Here is a 14,196-nt window from a genome sequence, read left to right on the forward strand (position 1 = left end):
CCTTAATAAGTAGTACTATTCTACCAGAATTAAGCCGAAACTGTTTTGCTCACAAGACCGATCTTTGACAACTTCTATTGGAAACCCGTTTAATCCCGCCGTTGCATAGACATCAATTCCACAAGCCTCCATGGAAGGCCGGGCGTTTTCGGGGTGAATACATTTTTCCATACTGCACTTCTGACACAGCTTACAGGGCCCGGCGCCCAATCCCAGAGCCTTGTGATATCCGGCCAGGAAAATTTCCCTCTCCAGGTTTGCCACCAGGTTGTTCTGAATTCTGTAATCATCACCGTGAATCAAAATTGCTGTTGTGTAACAATCTATAATTTCACGCATTTTCCCGGGAGTGGGTGTCCTGGGCGGACAGCAGCAGCTGCTGTTATAGCCGCTGCATCCGAACTGGCACTTCATCAGTACCCATGCGGCGGTTATGATATTTTTGGGATCAATAACCTTTGCCGCGGCCGCCCCTAACTCACAGGCCCGCCTGATAAAACTTTCATACATCTGGTCCTGATTCATAATCCGTACCTAATGGCACTTTCCACATGAATTAATGAGGTGTTCAAAAAACTGATTCCATATTCATCCCGGTCCAGTATCAGGGGCAGTTCTGTACATCCCAGAACAACACCCTCTATCTTGGAATCGTCAATCATCCGCTTTACAATTGCCAAAAGTTCCTTTTTCGTCTCAGCCTTAATTACTAATGACTGCAGTTCCGCAAATATCTTGGTGTTAATATATTCCTGTTCCCCGGCATCAGGTACAATAACTGCAATACCTTCCTTTTCAAATACCCTGGTATAGTAATCTGCCTTCATCGTAAACCCGGTGCCCAGCAGACCAACTCTTTTCAAGCCCAGGGCTTTAGCCTTTTGACAGGTTTCGGCAACTATACTTAATACAGGTATACTTGATAATGCCTGCACCTCATCAAACACAATATGTGGGGTGTTGGAAGCGATGACTGCATATTCAGCGCCGGCATTTGCCAGCTCTTTCAGGGCGCCGGACAAATATCCTGTTAAGCTGTCCCACTCCTTATCAGACACCATCTGCAGCATTTTAGTCATACTTATACTGTTAATTAACAGCTCTGGGTAATCTGCACCACCGGTCATTTCCCGGTATTTTTTGATTGCTAAGCGATAGTAGTCAATAGTTGACTCAGGTCCCATACCTCCAATAATCCCCAGCTTTTGCATCAATAATCCCCCTTCCCCTGAACAAATATCCGTATAACCTCTAATCAGATTAGGCAAATTAGTAACATACATCACAACGAAATAAGGAGTTAATAAATATGATTAAAGACAGACTTATCAATGGCGCTATCGCCGGCGCTGCAGGGGCAGTTGTTCAGAATTTGTATGCAGCAGCAGCCAGGTTATTTGGCTATACCGGTCCCGGTTACATTACCTATGGTAAAATAGTTCTTGCTATTGAAGATAATGGCGGATTATTATCAAACTCGCTGGGTCTGGTGAGCCACCTTGTCTGGGACATCATAGTTGGAATATTATTTGCTTACATTATCAGCAGCACCACAAGCCGTTACTATATCTGGAAAGGAATGCTTTATGGAGCAGCTGTCTGGTATTTGATCAAGGCCGGTGCAACCATTTTTAAAATACCTATTATTATGGGATTTTATCCGGAGACCGTAGTCTTCTTCTTCATTGGTGCCTTGATATATGGACTTGTTGTTTCTTATTCTTTAAAGGTATTAGATACCCGGCTGGTATAAGGGCTGGTATAAGGGCGGTATTTTATCGGCAAGGTAAACTTATCCATGGTTAGTCATCCCCAGGTGTGCCGTGTCATTCAGTAAACATAATATAGCCCGTTCGGGTTCGAAGAACTCTACAATATTAAGGGATACATTATCCTGTTTAATTTTCCAGTAATCATTAAGGCTCATACCCAGAACGGTGGCCACAATTATCCTGATTATCCCGCCATGAGCCACTACCAGCACATTTTTCCCGGGATTTTCACTCAAAATTCTGTCTATCCCAGCCTGGCAGCGGTCTGCTACCTCTCCCAGGGATTCGCCTCCAGGAATTTGGGTATCCCGGGGATTTTTATACCACTCTTTCATTACACTGTGAAACTGCCTGTCAATTTCACCATAGGTGAGGCCTTCCCATAAACCGAAGTTTGTTTCCTTGAGTTCCGGAACTCTTGCCACATCTAGGCCATGATATTCTGATATAGCCTCAGCCGTCTCCAATGCCCTTGATAAATCACTGGCATAGGCGGCGTGCAGTTTTTCTCCTGACAGCCTTTTGGCAATTTGGGCGGCCTGTACACGCCCCTCCTCACTGAGGGGGATATCCCGGTGCCCCTGGTATCTCAGGGTTTTATTCCACTCCGTTTCACCATGGCGCACTATATAAAGCCTGGTTCTCGTGTCAGACAAATTATTTTCTCCCCAATCTTTGCAAGGATTCAATCAAAAGCTTGTTCTCTTCCCTCTTTTTAACTGCTGTCCTGATATAGACAGGCCTCATATTCTTATAAGATGAGCAGTCCCTGACCAGGATACCCTGTTCACCCAGCATTTGGCATACCTCAGCAGCCGAATACCCCGTTCCGGCCACATTAATCAGCATATAGTTGGCGCTCGGGGCAATTGGTCTTAGTCCAATTATATTATTAATCCGGTCATAAAGGAATGTTTTTTCCTCATTAACGAAAGAGACGGTATTAGAGATGTACTGTTCATCCTTTAATACCGCAGCACCCACAAGCTGGGCAAAACAATTCACATTCCACGGGTCCCTGACTCTGTTTATCTTTGCGATAATATCCGGGCTGCCGATTCCCATCCCAAGGCGCAGTCCGGGAATGGCAAAAAACTTGGTCAGTGAATAGAGCACAAAAAGGTTACTGTATTTGGTAACCAGGTCCATAACTGAGTAGTTTTCCCTATCGGCAACAAAGTCCATAAAGGCCTCATCTACAATCACCCATTTTCTGAGCCCGGCGGCCTTTTTTATCAATTCCTCCAGCTTATCCCGGGGAATCAGTCTCCCGGTCGGGTTATTGGGATTACAGATAAAGACTGCATCCGTATCCTGCCACAGGCGGATAACATCCCCTGTGTCCAGGGAAAAGTCACTGCCTTCATCAAGACAGCAGTCTCTTACCTTACCCTTGTTGTTCCTGACTGCAATCTCATATTCATTAAAGGTCGGGGCAGGAATCAAAGCCAGTTCGGGCCCGATTACTTTAGCCAGAAGATACAGTATTTCGACTGCGCCGTTACCGGCAACAATCATATTATCAGGCAGGCCGAGCCATTCAGACACAGCTCTGCGTAAAACCACAGCCTGAGGATCCGGATAATTTGTAACCACATCTATATTGTTAATAATTGCTTCAACAGCTTTGGAAGACATCCCGAATGGATTTATGTTGGCACTGAAATCAACGATACCGGCCTCATTTATCCCGTACCTTTCCGCAGCCTCCCGTAGGTTTCCTCCGTGTATATGTTCAATGGTTTCCAAAACTTATCACCTGCTCTCTCTTCTAAAACGTCAATCCCGCCGTTTATGATACGTGTCTTGCAAAAAACATCGAACCCTTCCGCACTGAACACCTCCCTGGCCCGAACTGCAAACCCGGTTCCGGCTTCAAACAGCACACCTATCACGGTGCCGCTGTGGGCTACATTGACACCCAGTCCGCCGGTCATCCTACAGATATCACAAATCCTATCCAGGTCCGGTTTGGGCAGCATATGCTGGTTTGCATAAGCGCTTTCAGTTGCAGCCTGGCCAATTAGCTGACAGTTCCCCACTGCCAGTCCCTTTTCGATTTTTGCCATAGCTAACGCTATTTTATTTTCTTTTGCTATATTCAGAACATCCAGGTCCATTTTGGCATTAAAACCAACTGTGTCTACTGTCCCGCCAAGATCTATAATAAGAATCTCCATTTCCGGGGCCGGACCCAGGATCCTGGCGGCCCTGCCTCCAATATGGTCGAAAACTGTTATCCCGGGGAACATCAGCCCATCTGTCGGCTCTATTGACAGCGCAATCCCGGCTATATCCCAATCGGAAATCTCCGTGTCCAGCCCTTTTGCCGCAGCGGCACAGGCAGCGGCAATGTCTGCAGTACTGCTGGCCATCCCTTTGCCGCAAGGAATCTGTGAAAACACGGTTATTTCCGCGCCATAGCCTGTTTTACCGAAAAACTGCAGGGTTCTTTCCACAGCCAGTTTTACTTTGGGCAGGTTGTCGGTAACTACTATATTTCCTGTTTTATTTAACTGTACCGTAACAACTGAATAGAGGTCAACCGGACAAGTTACCAGTAAATTGGTCCCATCAAGTTTCCCCTGGACCAGTTCACCACAAGTTCCCGGCGCCCGTGCAATTCCCAGCATATTGCATTACCTGCCTTTAAGCTTAATAAAAAACACGAGTGGTATAAGCCAGATAGACGGCCATTAAGCCGGCGGCTTCCATGAGTTCCGCCGTTGCTCCATAGATGTCTCCGGTAAGACCGCCAAGGGTCCTGTTGACCCACCTGGCAAAAAAATGATTTAACGGTATCAGGGCTAAAAACACCAAAACTTCTGTTCTCATGGCACCTAGCAGAACTACTGCGGTAATTACTGATGCGGTTAAAAACTCCTTTTTCCCGGTGTGGTCTGAGTATGGATTCCCCAAGCCCGCCTGTCTGAGATACGGAAAATATCTTATGGAATAAACCATACACCAGCGGGCAAACACAGGTACCGCAAACAGCCACCCGGTTTTCCCCAGGTTCAGCAGCTCAACCATGAAACCCAGCTTTATCAGAAAAAGGCATGCCAGCCCAACAACCCCAAACGAGCCGACCCGGCTGTCCTTCATTATTTCCAATTTACGTTCAAGGCTTCTCCCACTGAATAACCCGTCAATGGTGTCCATAAAACCGTCGAGATGAAGTCCGCCGCTGACTACCACCCCGATGAGAATCAGAAGAGCTGCCACTATCAGGGGGGTAAACAGCTTTAAACCCAGAAATGCCGTAAGATACAAAAATACCCCGATGATAAGGCCTGCTGCCGGAAAGAACGACGAACCCTCCCCGCATTTCCGGTAATCCCATTCGGGGTCTGCAATATGTATCCGGGTTAAAAACTGAAGTGCAAATACAAAACTAGACCACATGTTTGTCTCCCTTTTTCTTAATATTCAATACCGCGCCTGCTCCCGACACCTTTTTTGTAGGGGTGTTTAAGCTCTGTCATTTCAGTTACCAGATCTGCAAGTTCCGTAATTTGCTCTGGAATCGCCCTGCCTGTGAGAATCAGTTCAATATTAGCCGGTTTATTCTTGATCAGCTTGACTACCTGGTCGGCTGTAACCAGATTATAGCGTATTGCATTTCCAATTTCATCCAATATCAACATATCACATCTGCCTTCAGACAGGTATTCCAGAGCTTCTTCATAACCTAGGCGCGCATGTTCAAAGTCGTCCTCATCAGGTCCGCGGTCCTTCAGAAAGCAGTCCCCGCACCCGGTACACTTCTTATATCCCTGTTTGATCAAAACACCGATGCGGCAGCCTCTGCCAAACTGGCTGATGGAAAACTGGGGCGCCAATCGATGGGCGAGGGCCAGCTCGCCTGCATAGCAGCGGCCCTTGGTAAACTGGATCATGTGGACCCGGAACCCGTGCCCCACAGCTCTGGCGGCCAATCCCAATGAAGCAGTTGTTTTACCTTTGCCGTTTCCTGTATAAACCTGCACCAGTCCGAATTCTTTTTCAATTTTCATCTGAACACTTCCTTAAACGGTTCTTTTTAAAATTATTACAGTTTTGCACAAACCGTTCTGCTAACTCCGGGTCGGATGCAAAATGATGGTGCACATAAGAAGCAAGGATATTTCCGTCAACATATCCGTCAAGGACGGGTTCCCGGTATCGGTTTCGCTGCAACCTGTATGCATATTTAAAATATGAATTTTTGCTTGGCTCTATTCTTGAATAATGAAATTCATGGCCCCTGGCTTTTTTGCCCTTGGGGGCAAGAATGTTGTCTGATAACGATTCAGCCTCTACATAACCCATGCCGACAAGCTTCTTTTCCATGATGCAGGAACCGGGAACAAGACCTGCCATCTGGTATCCGTTTCCGTCAAAATCCACAATCTCCCGGGAAAGGTACATCAGGCCCCCGCATTCTGCAAATACCGGCATCCCCTGCGTCCCGGCCAGCTTGATTTCCTTCATCAGGGGACTGTTCTGTGACAGTTCCTGGATGAATATTTCCGGGAAACCGCCGCCAATATACATACCGTCTATTTCTCCGGGCAGCGCCTGGTCATGAAGCGGGCTGAAGGGCACCAGCTCGGCGCCTTTTGACTCCAGCGCTTCCAGGCTGTCCTGATAGTAAAAGGAAAAGGCTTCATCCAAAGCAATCCCAATCCTGACGTTTTGCCGGCCATGGTCTATTCCTGAACTTAAAGCCCCGATGTAGTATGCTGCGGTTTCATCGGGGATTTCAGCAGCATTCCGGGCAATGTTTACCAGCCTTTCGGTATCAATACCTTCGATTATCTGACCTGCAAGTGATTTTACCATTTTAGGGAGATCTCCTCCCTCAACAGTGGGAACCAACCCCAGATGCCGTGAGGGCAGCTCCAGCCCGGCATTTTTCTTCACATGTCCCACTACGGGAATACTGCAGTACGTCTCTATGGCCTCGGTTACCAGTTTGAGATGCCGCTCACTGCCAATCCGGTTGAGGATAACACCGGCGATTTTCAGGTCCGGATCAAAGTTCTGAAATCCGGCTACAAGGGCGGCTGCACTTCGGGCCATTGACCTGACGTCAACAATCAGGACAACCGGACAATCAATCAGTTTGGCAATATGTGCCGAACTCCCCAAGTCAACAGTCCCTGAAGATCCGTCAAAAACACCCATGACACCTTCCACCACTGCAATGTCTGCCTTGGGGGCAGACTTCAAAAATACTTTTTTCACAGTATCCTCGTCAAGAATCCAGGCATCCAGGTTCCGGCTCTTGTTTCCCGTGGCCATGGTGTGATATGTCGGGTCAATGTAGTCAGGTCCTACCTTATAGGGCTGGACATTAAACCCGGCTTCTGCCAATGCAGCCATAATACCTGTTGTTATAGTTGTTTTTCCCACTCCGCTGTGGGTCCCGGCTATCATAAACCTCGGTATTTTCATGTATTTTCCATCCTTAAGGTTATTTTAATCCGGCTCTGTCAGTTATTATAATCCGGCAGTCAGCCACTGCACTGCATAAACGGCAAGGCTGCCGGTTAGTACTGTAATCAGAGAAGTAAGATGCATTATTTTTACTGTATCCAGAATATGGGTCTTCCCCAGACCTATTTCCGGGTCTCCCATGTATGCCCGGAAAGACTCAATCCCCCCGTAATAGTTGACCCCGCCCAGGCGAATACCTAACGCCCCGGCTACAGCGGCTTCAGGGATACCGCTATTTGGGCTCGGGTGACCCGAGGAGTCCCTGGCAATGACCCTGAGGGCTTTATTTACCGGCTTTCCGGTTAATAGAAAGGCCATTATAAGAAATATCCCGGTCAGCCTTGCAGGGATATAATTGCAGAGGTCGTCAAACCTGGCTGAGGCCCACCCGAGTTCCTTGTATTTATCATTTTTATACCCTACCATGGAGTCAAGGGTATTAACCGCCTTATAGGCCATTGCCAACGGAGCTCCGCCAATAAATCCGTAAAACAGCGGTGCAATAATGCCATCAACAATGTTTTCAGCAACGGTCTCCACAGTTGCGCGGGAAATTTCGCCTTCATCAAGATTCTGGGTATCGCGGCCGACAATCCAGCCAACCTTTTTTCGCGCCTCAGACAAATTGCCTGTTTTAAGCAGTGTGTATATTTCCATAGCGGCGCTGCCCAGCCCTTTTACCGCAATGGTTGTGCTCAGGAACCAGATACTGGTGAACAGACCCAGCCAGTGGTTTATGATATAGGCTCCGGCAATAATTCCCCACATTATCAGGTATGTTGCCAGCACTGTAATGGCAGTAAGCAGCATACCCGATACTTTCAGGCCGACCACGGGGGCTGCCCATCTCCGGAGCTGTCTCTCCAGGGCATCTATCATTTTTCCGATCAGCACCACCGGGTGCGGAATCTGCCTGGGGTCGCCTATTATCAGGTCAACCACATAGGCGGCTGCTATTTGTATCATCTTAGACCGCTCCTTGCTCCTGCTGGCCTGATTTATCGTTTAATCCCATAATTTCATATACCTTATCCATATCCATACTGCCCCTGACCACCTCAGCCAGCTTATTAAAGTCCTTTTCACGCTGCTGGTAAACTGTCATTATTTCGCTGGCTTCCAGCGGCTCCCAGCCCTTCTGCTTTCTGAGCAGGTCAAGGATGTGTCTGCGGAAGGAATCATTATCAAATATCCCATGGATATATGTTCCGAAAACCATGCCATCTGAGCGGATTGCTCCATCAAGGATATCGACTTCCCTGGTAGACCTTTCAAATATCCGGAATGCAGGTATCACACCTTCTCCAATCTCGGAACGTCCCATGTGGATTTCGTACCCGGTTACCTCCTGTCCCTGCATCCCATCAAAAAAGAGACCTTTTCCTACAATCTTCGCATGAACCTGAGTGGTGATCTTATCAGGATCAAAAGTTGTTATCATATTTAACAGCCCCAGACCCTTCATGCTGTCAATATCTGACTCAGTGTGCAGCGGGTCATGAAGCTCAGTACCCAGTATCTGGAACCCTCCACAAACGCCCACAATGGGTATCCCTCTCTTTTCCTGGGCAATAATCTGAGCAAACAATCCGGATTTTTGAAGGAACGCCAGGTCGTGGATGGTATTCTTACTGCCCGGAATGATAACCATATCAGGATTGCCCAGCTTATTACCATTTGACACATACCTGAGCTGTACATCAGGCTCATCCGCCAGGCAGTCAAAATCAGTAAAATTGGAAATATGGGGCAGGTTAATCACAACTATATCCAGCTTGTTCTCAAGGACTCTGTCCGCTTCCTTAATGGTGTCCTCCGGAATTGTGTCTTCCTCCTGAACTTTGAAGCCCTGGAAATACGGAATAATTCCCACTACCGGAATCCCTGTTTTTTGCTCCAGGAACTCCACTGCAGGGTAAAACAGTTTGACATCACCACGGAACTTGTTTATTACCACCCCTTTTACCCGGGCCCTGTCGTCAGGGTCAAGGAGTTCAAGAGTGCCTACAACCGCAGCCAGGGCGCCCCCCTTGTCTATGTCAGCCACCAGCAGTACAGGACAGTCAGCCATTCTGGCAATCCTCATATTCACGATTTCTGTTGCCTGTAGGTTGACTTCAGCCGGACTGCCTGCACCCTCAATGACAATAATGTCAAATTCTGATCTAAGTTTGTTGAGGGAATTCTCAACCACATCAAGTGCCGTCATATTATACCTTTCATGATACTCCTTGGCAGAAAGGTTTCCCACCGGCCTGCCAAGGACAATGACCTGGGATGTAGCCTGACCGGTCGGCTTTAGCAGGACCGGGTTCATGACCACATCCGGGGCCAGACCGCAGGCTTCAGCCTGAACTACCTGAGCTCTGCCCATCTCGCCTCCGTCTTTGGTCACATATGAATTGAGGGCCATATTCTGTGATTTAAAAGGCGCCACCTTGTATCCGTCCTGCAGAAAAATTCTTCCCAAGGCTGCCACTAAAACACTTTTACCAACATGTGAGCCAGTCCCCTGAAACATGATACATTTAGAATTCATCATTTACTGCTGCCCCTTCCTTTTTCAGATCAATGGGATGTCCGGCAACTACCAGGTATGCCTTATCAGCTTCCGCGGCAATAATCTGATTGGCTTTTCCCACCAGTTCCTGATACTGCCTGCCGAGAAAATTATCTGAAACCAGTGTCATGCCCACCTCATTGGAGACAATGACAACATGGGCCTCAGTTTCTGCGGCTGCCTTGGCAAGAAAACCTATTTCCCGGAGAATCTCCGTTTGAAACTCTTTTTTAAAATCCCCACCGGTTTCCTGTTCCTTTTTAAACATCAGGTTACTCAAAAGCAGAGTCAGGCAGTCTAGCAAAATAACATCAGAACCATGGTTTTTTTCCCTGATAATTTCCGTCACCCGGTATGGTTCTTCAATCGTTTGCCAGATGTCAGGCCTTCTTTCCCGGTGGAGCCTGATGCGATGCCGCATTTCCTCATCCAGCGCCTGTGCTGTGGCGATATATGTAACTCTATGACCAAGTTTAGAGGTTAGCAGCTCGGCAAATTCACTTTTCCCGCTTCTGATACCTCCGGTAACAAAAATCAGTTTTCCTCTCATTAAGCACACTCCATAAGTATGTATTTGCCGGGATAGTATTATGTGTCATGACAAAACAAAATCCCCAGTCAACGACTGAGGACATGGTTATCAAGGCATAAAACCCCTGTGAAACAACCATAATCCTTTCTCTCGAAGGACTGTATGGTCACTTCCAGGCTGGTATCCTGGCTCCCGGATAAACATGCCGCTTACGCCTTCCCCTTCAAACGAGTGGCATCATGTAAGGGCACTCCCCGGTTACAGTGGCGGAGACCGCTCAGGCTTAACCTGATTCCCATTTTAAAAAAAACCCAGAAGTTACAAATATTTTTTTGTGATTTCAATTATATCATAGTTTTTCAGACTTGTCTGCAAATATTAAACATAAAATCCTATTCAATAATGAAATACTAGTATTAGCTGATATTTAAAACAAATTCAATTACCGTTTGGTGTACTATTGGAGGTAATAATATTGCTTTCCTGGAAAAAAGGCGCCCTAATCATTTCAGTGACGATTATTTTGCTTTATGCTGCGTTCATGGCAGGCTATTACGCTACATCCTTTCCTTCCTTCTGCGGTACCTGCCATGATGTAAAGCCGTATCTGGTGTCATGGCGGCAGTCTGCTCACAAGGACATTAATTGCCTTTACTGTCACGAACCAATGGGGTTCCTGGGTAAGCTCCATTCAAAATCCCGGGGCCTTAACTATCTCTATCAAGAATTAACCGGTCAGCACACAATTATTATAGAAGGACAGATTTTTGAACAAAACTGTGTTGCCTGCCACCTGGGGGATTATCATAATTACCCTGATACTGTAAGGCTTGATGCCAAACACTACCAATGGCTCAAGAGTGACCGCAAATGCCTGGAATGCCATAGGGCAGCAGGACACGGGGCCAATTTATTCACAGCAGAAAAGTTTAACCGGGATTAATCATGCCAGGGGGCAAATACCTCCTGACCCTGTCCATCAAGTCATCTGTAAGGTGGGGCAGGGGTTCAGGGTTAAAACCGGCTATTTCGATACGGTCCCTGATTACCGGCAGCAGTATCTTGGGGGCGCTGCTGGAAGCTAAGGCTGCGGCAATTCCGGGAGTAACCTCGCCTAAAAACGAATTGGCTATAATGATTCCAATGGGCCCCACAATCAGGTCAACTCGCCCGGAATTGTATATAATGGCATTTTCACCCGAAGCGCCTTCATTAGCCCCCGCTCTAAGCATGGCCGCAGCTGCCAGGGCATTGGTCCCAAAAGCGATAATTTCTATTTCTTCCGGGAACTCCTTCCTGAACCGTTCAATTATATATTTACCGATTCCGCCACCCTGACCGTCAATCACAGCAATTTTCATAAAGTATCTCCTCAGAACTGTTCTTTGATTTAGATATCTTTTGTATTCAAAGCTTGTACCTTATATTTTTTATTTATTCCTGCAACCGTTGGCTCCGGAAATGACCGGGGAATATGGTGAGGTGTTGTACAAGATTTTCCTTGCACTGCCGCCGTGAGAAATATTACCGCAGTTCCGCTAAGCGAAGCCAAAGACCGGAGCCATGGATGGCGGAGCCGCCACTGAGGCAGGAGCCGAATTGGCGGTTTAGTCTTTGGCTTCGCCAGGAACAAGGATAGATTTCTCAGGCGGCAGTGCGGAAAATAGGTATAACATCTCACCATATGCCATTGCCGGTCATTTCCCGGAGTCAGCCTGAGCAGGAATAACTAACATATCCTGGGAAGCTGCTCTCCAACCAGCATATCTACTATTCTTTTGCCACCGATTCCGGTGGATAAGACTACTTTCCCCTGATGGTCAGCGATAACCTCGCCAATAATCACGCTGTCAATGCCATACCTGTCTTTTTTCATGGCGCTAACCACTGATTCGGCCACATCCTTGGGCACTACGGCCAGAACCTTGCCCTCATTGGCAACATACAAGGGGTCAAAACCCAGAATCTCACAGGCAGCCATGACCTCATCCCTGACCGGCAGCGATTTCTCGTCGAGCACAATTCCCATATTACTCTGAACTGCAATCTCATTGAGGGTTGTGGCAACTCCTCCCCTGGTTGGGTCCCTGAGGACATGGATATCTTTGGATACTTTCAGCATTGCAGCGACCAAAGTGTTCAAGGGCGCACAATCACTTGTTATCTGATTCCTGAAGGACAGGCCCTGGCGTTCCGCCATTACCGCTATCCCATGGTCACCGATAAAACCATTGATAATCACCTTGTCACCGGGTTTAGCCCGGTTGCCTGATATATGGACACCTTCAGGCACTGTGCCAATTCCTGAGGTGTTAATAAATATCTGGTCCAAAGAACCTCGTTCAACGACCTTGGTATCTCCGCAGACAATCTTCACCCCGGCCTCATCTGCCGCCTTTTTCATGGAAAGCACAATAGCATTGAGCTTTTCCATGGCAAAACCCTCTTCAATTATAAAGCCTGTGCTCAGCCAGAGCGGGTTTGCACCACCCATGGCCAGGTCATTTACCGTCCCGCAGACTGCCAGTTTACCAATATCTCCTCCGGGGAAAAAAGGCGGACTGACAACAAAGGAGTCTGTGGTAAAGGCCAGTCTGACTCCCTCAGCCTGGACCTCTGCCCGGTCATCAAGCCTGTTCAGTTCCGGGTTATCAAAAACCGGCAAAAAAAGTTCCGTGACCAGCTCGTGAGATAGCTTCCCTCCGCTGCCATGGGCCAGAAGTATTTTGTCATGCCTCATCACCGGATGCTCCTTTCCCGTATTTATAATAAGCGGCACACGTGCCCTCAACCGAAACCATACATGGGCCTACCGGGTTTTCAGGAATACAGGTTCGTCCAAAATGGCCGCATTCGGGAGGAGTAATAACCCCTCTGAGCACCTCGCCGCACCTGCACCCCGGCAGGTCCCTGTCTTCCTGAATACGGATGCCATACTTCTTTACTGCATCAAACCGTCTGTATTCGGGTCTAAACGCAAGCCCCGTTCCGGGAATAGTGCCCATCCCCCGCCAGATAGCATCAGCGGGCTGAAAAACCTTAAAGAGGATATTCATAGCATGTGGATTACCCTCAGGAGGCACGCCCCTGTTATACTGGATTTCCACCCTGGCTGTCCCCTCTTCAATCTGTCTGACCAGCATATAAATCCCCTGGAGGATGTCCACGGGTTCGAACCCGATAACCAATGCCGGTATCAAGAACTCCTCTGCAATAAAACCATAAGGCTTGGTTCCAATCAGTGAACTTACGTGACCGGGAAGAATAAAGCCATTGACTCCGATTTCATTACTCTCCAGTAAGGCCCTGATGGCCTGTGGAATAAGCTTTTGGGCTCCAACCACCGAGAAATTACCGATACCTTCTCTTTCGGCCCTGAGAATGGCTGCGGCCACAGTTGGTGAAGTGGTCTCAAACCCGATGCCGAAAAAAACCGTTTCTTTATCAGGGTTGTCCCTGGCCAGGTCAACGGCATCCATAGTGGAATATACAATCCTGATATCTGCCCCTGCTGCTTTCTCTGCAGCTAAACTGGACGATGACCCCGGAACCTTCATCATGTCACCAAAGGTGGTCAGAATAACTCCTGGTTGACGGCAGATTTCCAAAGCTTCATCAATATGCCTGTTGGGAGTAACACAGACAGGACATCCCGGTCCTGATATCAGTGAGATGTTTTGGGGCAGCACCTCCCTGATACCGTGCCTGAAAATAGCAACAGTATGGGTACCGCAGACCTCCATAAGTTTGGCAGGTTTGCGGGAAACCTCATTGATTTTGCTGATAATCACACGGGCAATATCGTTATCACGGTACTCCTTCAGAAACTTCATACTGCCTTATACTCCTTT

General features: G+C 47.7%; 16 protein-coding genes and 1 riboswitch. Of the genes, 2 read left to right on the top strand and 14 right to left on the bottom strand.

Annotated elements, in window-relative coordinates; all coding sequences use genetic code 11:
- Window positions 1-15: 15 nt before the first annotated feature.
- Together Ga0451573_RS00635 and Ga0451573_RS00640 are read right to left on the bottom strand one after the other, a co-directional pair.
- Window positions 16-525, bottom strand: coding sequence for a DUF2284 domain-containing protein (locus Ga0451573_RS00635; RefSeq protein ID WP_231681932.1), 510 nt, complete (start codon window positions 523-525; stop codon window positions 16-18).
- Window positions 522-1,211 (bottom strand): aspartate/glutamate racemase family protein, encoded by a 690-nt coding sequence (locus tag Ga0451573_RS00640; RefSeq protein ID WP_231681933.1) that lies wholly within the window; start codon window positions 1,209-1,211, stop codon window positions 522-524. Before Ga0451573_RS00640 ends, Ga0451573_RS00635 begins: the two co-directional genes overlap by 4 nt.
- Before the next feature lie 98 nt (window positions 1,212-1,309).
- On the opposite strand from Ga0451573_RS00640, the gene Ga0451573_RS00645 reads away from it, so the two are divergent.
- The gene (locus Ga0451573_RS00645) at window positions 1,310-1,753 is read left to right on the top strand and encodes a hypothetical protein (protein WP_231681934.1); all 444 of its coding nucleotides are present in this window, start codon (window positions 1,310-1,312) and stop codon (window positions 1,751-1,753) included.
- Between the two features lie 39 nt (window positions 1,754-1,792).
- Here the strand turns inward: Ga0451573_RS00645 and cobC are convergent, their stop codons facing one another.
- Genes cobC through cobU form a run of 9 tightly spaced genes read right to left on the bottom strand, consistent with a single transcriptional unit; the run spans window position 1,793 to window position 10,363 of the window.
- Window positions 1,793-2,428, bottom strand: a complete 636-nt coding sequence (gene cobC, locus Ga0451573_RS00650) for an alpha-ribazole phosphatase (RefSeq protein ID WP_231681935.1) — start codon at window positions 2,426-2,428, stop codon at window positions 1,793-1,795.
- 1 nt (window position 2,429) lies between these two features.
- On the bottom strand, window positions 2,430-3,521 hold the full coding sequence (cobD, locus tag Ga0451573_RS00655; protein WP_231681936.1) for a threonine-phosphate decarboxylase CobD: 1,092 nt from the start codon (window positions 3,519-3,521) through the stop codon (window positions 2,430-2,432).
- Window positions 3,458-4,405 (bottom strand): GHMP family kinase ATP-binding protein, encoded by a 948-nt coding sequence (locus tag Ga0451573_RS00660; protein WP_231681937.1) that lies wholly within the window; start codon window positions 4,403-4,405, stop codon window positions 3,458-3,460. Before Ga0451573_RS00660 ends, cobD begins: the two co-directional genes overlap by 64 nt.
- A 22-nt stretch (window positions 4,406-4,427) precedes the next feature.
- Entirely contained in the window at window positions 4,428-5,177 is a 750-nt protein-coding gene (cobS, locus tag Ga0451573_RS00665; protein ID WP_231681938.1) for an adenosylcobinamide-GDP ribazoletransferase, read from the bottom strand.
- 17 nt (window positions 5,178-5,194) lie between these two features.
- Window positions 5,195-5,788: a cob(I)yrinic acid a,c-diamide adenosyltransferase gene (locus tag Ga0451573_RS00670; protein WP_231681939.1), complete on the bottom strand. Its 594-nt coding sequence runs from the start codon at window positions 5,786-5,788 to the stop codon at window positions 5,195-5,197.
- A complete protein-coding gene (locus Ga0451573_RS00675) occupies window positions 5,778-7,211 on the bottom strand; it encodes a cobyrinic acid a,c-diamide synthase CobB (protein ID WP_231681940.1) in 1,434 nt (477 codons plus the stop codon). The genes Ga0451573_RS00670 and Ga0451573_RS00675 overlap by 11 nt, the downstream gene beginning before the upstream one ends.
- A 45-nt stretch (window positions 7,212-7,256) precedes the next feature.
- The gene (cbiB, locus tag Ga0451573_RS00680) at window positions 7,257-8,219 is read right to left on the bottom strand and encodes an adenosylcobinamide-phosphate synthase CbiB (protein WP_231681941.1); all 963 of its coding nucleotides are present in this window, start codon (window positions 8,217-8,219) and stop codon (window positions 7,257-7,259) included.
- A gap of 1 nt (window position 8,220) precedes the next feature.
- The gene (locus Ga0451573_RS00685) at window positions 8,221-9,792 is read right to left on the bottom strand and encodes a cobyric acid synthase (protein ID WP_231682279.1); all 1,572 of its coding nucleotides are present in this window, start codon (window positions 9,790-9,792) and stop codon (window positions 8,221-8,223) included.
- Window positions 9,782-10,363 carry a bifunctional adenosylcobinamide kinase/adenosylcobinamide-phosphate guanylyltransferase gene (cobU, locus tag Ga0451573_RS00690; RefSeq protein ID WP_231681942.1) on the bottom strand — a complete coding sequence of 194 codons (582 nt, stop codon included), beginning with the start codon at window positions 10,361-10,363 and terminating at the stop codon, window positions 9,782-9,784. Before cobU ends, Ga0451573_RS00685 begins: the two co-directional genes overlap by 11 nt.
- 140 nt (window positions 10,364-10,503) lie before the next feature.
- A riboswitch (cobalamin riboswitch) is annotated at window positions 10,504-10,675 on the bottom strand.
- 145 nt (window positions 10,676-10,820) lie between these two features.
- On the opposite strand from cobU, the gene Ga0451573_RS00695 reads away from it, so the two are divergent.
- A complete protein-coding gene (locus Ga0451573_RS00695; protein ID WP_231681943.1) occupies window positions 10,821-11,288 on the top strand; it encodes a NapC/NirT family cytochrome c in 468 nt (155 codons plus the stop codon).
- Here the strand turns inward: Ga0451573_RS00695 and Ga0451573_RS00700 are convergent.
- From Ga0451573_RS00700 to hypD, 3 genes are all read right to left on the bottom strand, one after another.
- Window positions 11,275-11,706 (bottom strand): DUF3842 family protein, encoded by a 432-nt coding sequence (locus Ga0451573_RS00700; RefSeq protein ID WP_231681944.1) that lies wholly within the window; start codon window positions 11,704-11,706, stop codon window positions 11,275-11,277. The genes Ga0451573_RS00695 and Ga0451573_RS00700 overlap by 14 nt on opposite strands.
- Window positions 11,707-12,074: 368 nt before the next feature.
- Window positions 12,075-13,085 carry a hydrogenase expression/formation protein HypE gene (gene hypE, locus Ga0451573_RS00705; protein ID WP_231681945.1) on the bottom strand — a complete coding sequence of 337 codons (1,011 nt, stop codon included), beginning with the start codon at window positions 13,083-13,085 and terminating at the stop codon, window positions 12,075-12,077.
- The gene (gene hypD / locus Ga0451573_RS00710; RefSeq protein ID WP_231681946.1) at window positions 13,075-14,178 is read right to left on the bottom strand and encodes a hydrogenase formation protein HypD; all 1,104 of its coding nucleotides are present in this window, start codon (window positions 14,176-14,178) and stop codon (window positions 13,075-13,077) included. Before hypD ends, hypE begins: the two co-directional genes overlap by 11 nt.
- Between the last annotated feature and the right edge of the window lie 18 nt (window positions 14,179-14,196).

It is taken from the genome of Phosphitispora fastidiosa (genome assembly GCF_019008365.1).
GTDB lineage: Bacteria > Bacillota > Thermincolia > Thermincolales > UBA2595 > Phosphitispora > Phosphitispora fastidiosa.

Coding starts and splice junctions, on each gene's coding strand:
- Ga0451573_RS00635 (WP_231681932.1), bottom strand. CDS start 525: ATGAATCAGGACCAGATGTATGAAAGTTTTATCAGGCGGGCCTGTGAG.
- Ga0451573_RS00640 (WP_231681933.1), bottom strand. CDS start 1,211: ATGCAAAAGCTGGGGATTATTGGAGGTATGGGACCTGAGTCAACTATT.
- Ga0451573_RS00645 (WP_231681934.1), top strand. CDS start 1,310: ATGATTAAAGACAGACTTATCAATGGCGCTATCGCCGGCGCTGCAGGG.
- Ga0451573_RS00660 (WP_231681937.1), bottom strand. CDS start 4,405: ATGCTGGGAATTGCACGGGCGCCGGGAACTTGTGGTGAACTGGTCCAG.
- cobS (WP_231681938.1), bottom strand. CDS start 5,177: ATGTGGTCTAGTTTTGTATTTGCACTTCAGTTTTTAACCCGGATACAT.
- Ga0451573_RS00670 (WP_231681939.1), bottom strand. CDS start 5,788: ATGAAAATTGAAAAAGAATTCGGACTGGTGCAGGTTTATACAGGAAAC.
- Ga0451573_RS00675 (WP_231681940.1), bottom strand. CDS start 7,211: ATGAAAATACCGAGGTTTATGATAGCCGGGACCCACAGCGGAGTGGGA.
- cbiB (WP_231681941.1), bottom strand. CDS start 8,219: ATGATACAAATAGCAGCCGCCTATGTGGTTGACCTGATAATAGGCGAC.
- Ga0451573_RS00685 (WP_231682279.1), bottom strand. CDS start 9,792: ATGAATTCTAAATGTATCATGTTTCAGGGGACTGGCTCACATGTTGGT.
- cobU (WP_231681942.1), bottom strand. CDS start 10,363: ATGAGAGGAAAACTGATTTTTGTTACCGGAGGTATCAGAAGCGGGAAA.
- Ga0451573_RS00700 (WP_231681944.1), bottom strand. CDS start 11,706: ATGAAAATTGCTGTGATTGACGGTCAGGGTGGCGGAATCGGTAAATAT.
- hypE (WP_231681945.1), bottom strand. CDS start 13,085: ATGAGGCATGACAAAATACTTCTGGCCCATGGCAGCGGAGGGAAGCTA.
- hypD (WP_231681946.1), bottom strand. CDS start 14,178: ATGAAGTTTCTGAAGGAGTACCGTGATAACGATATTGCCCGTGTGATT.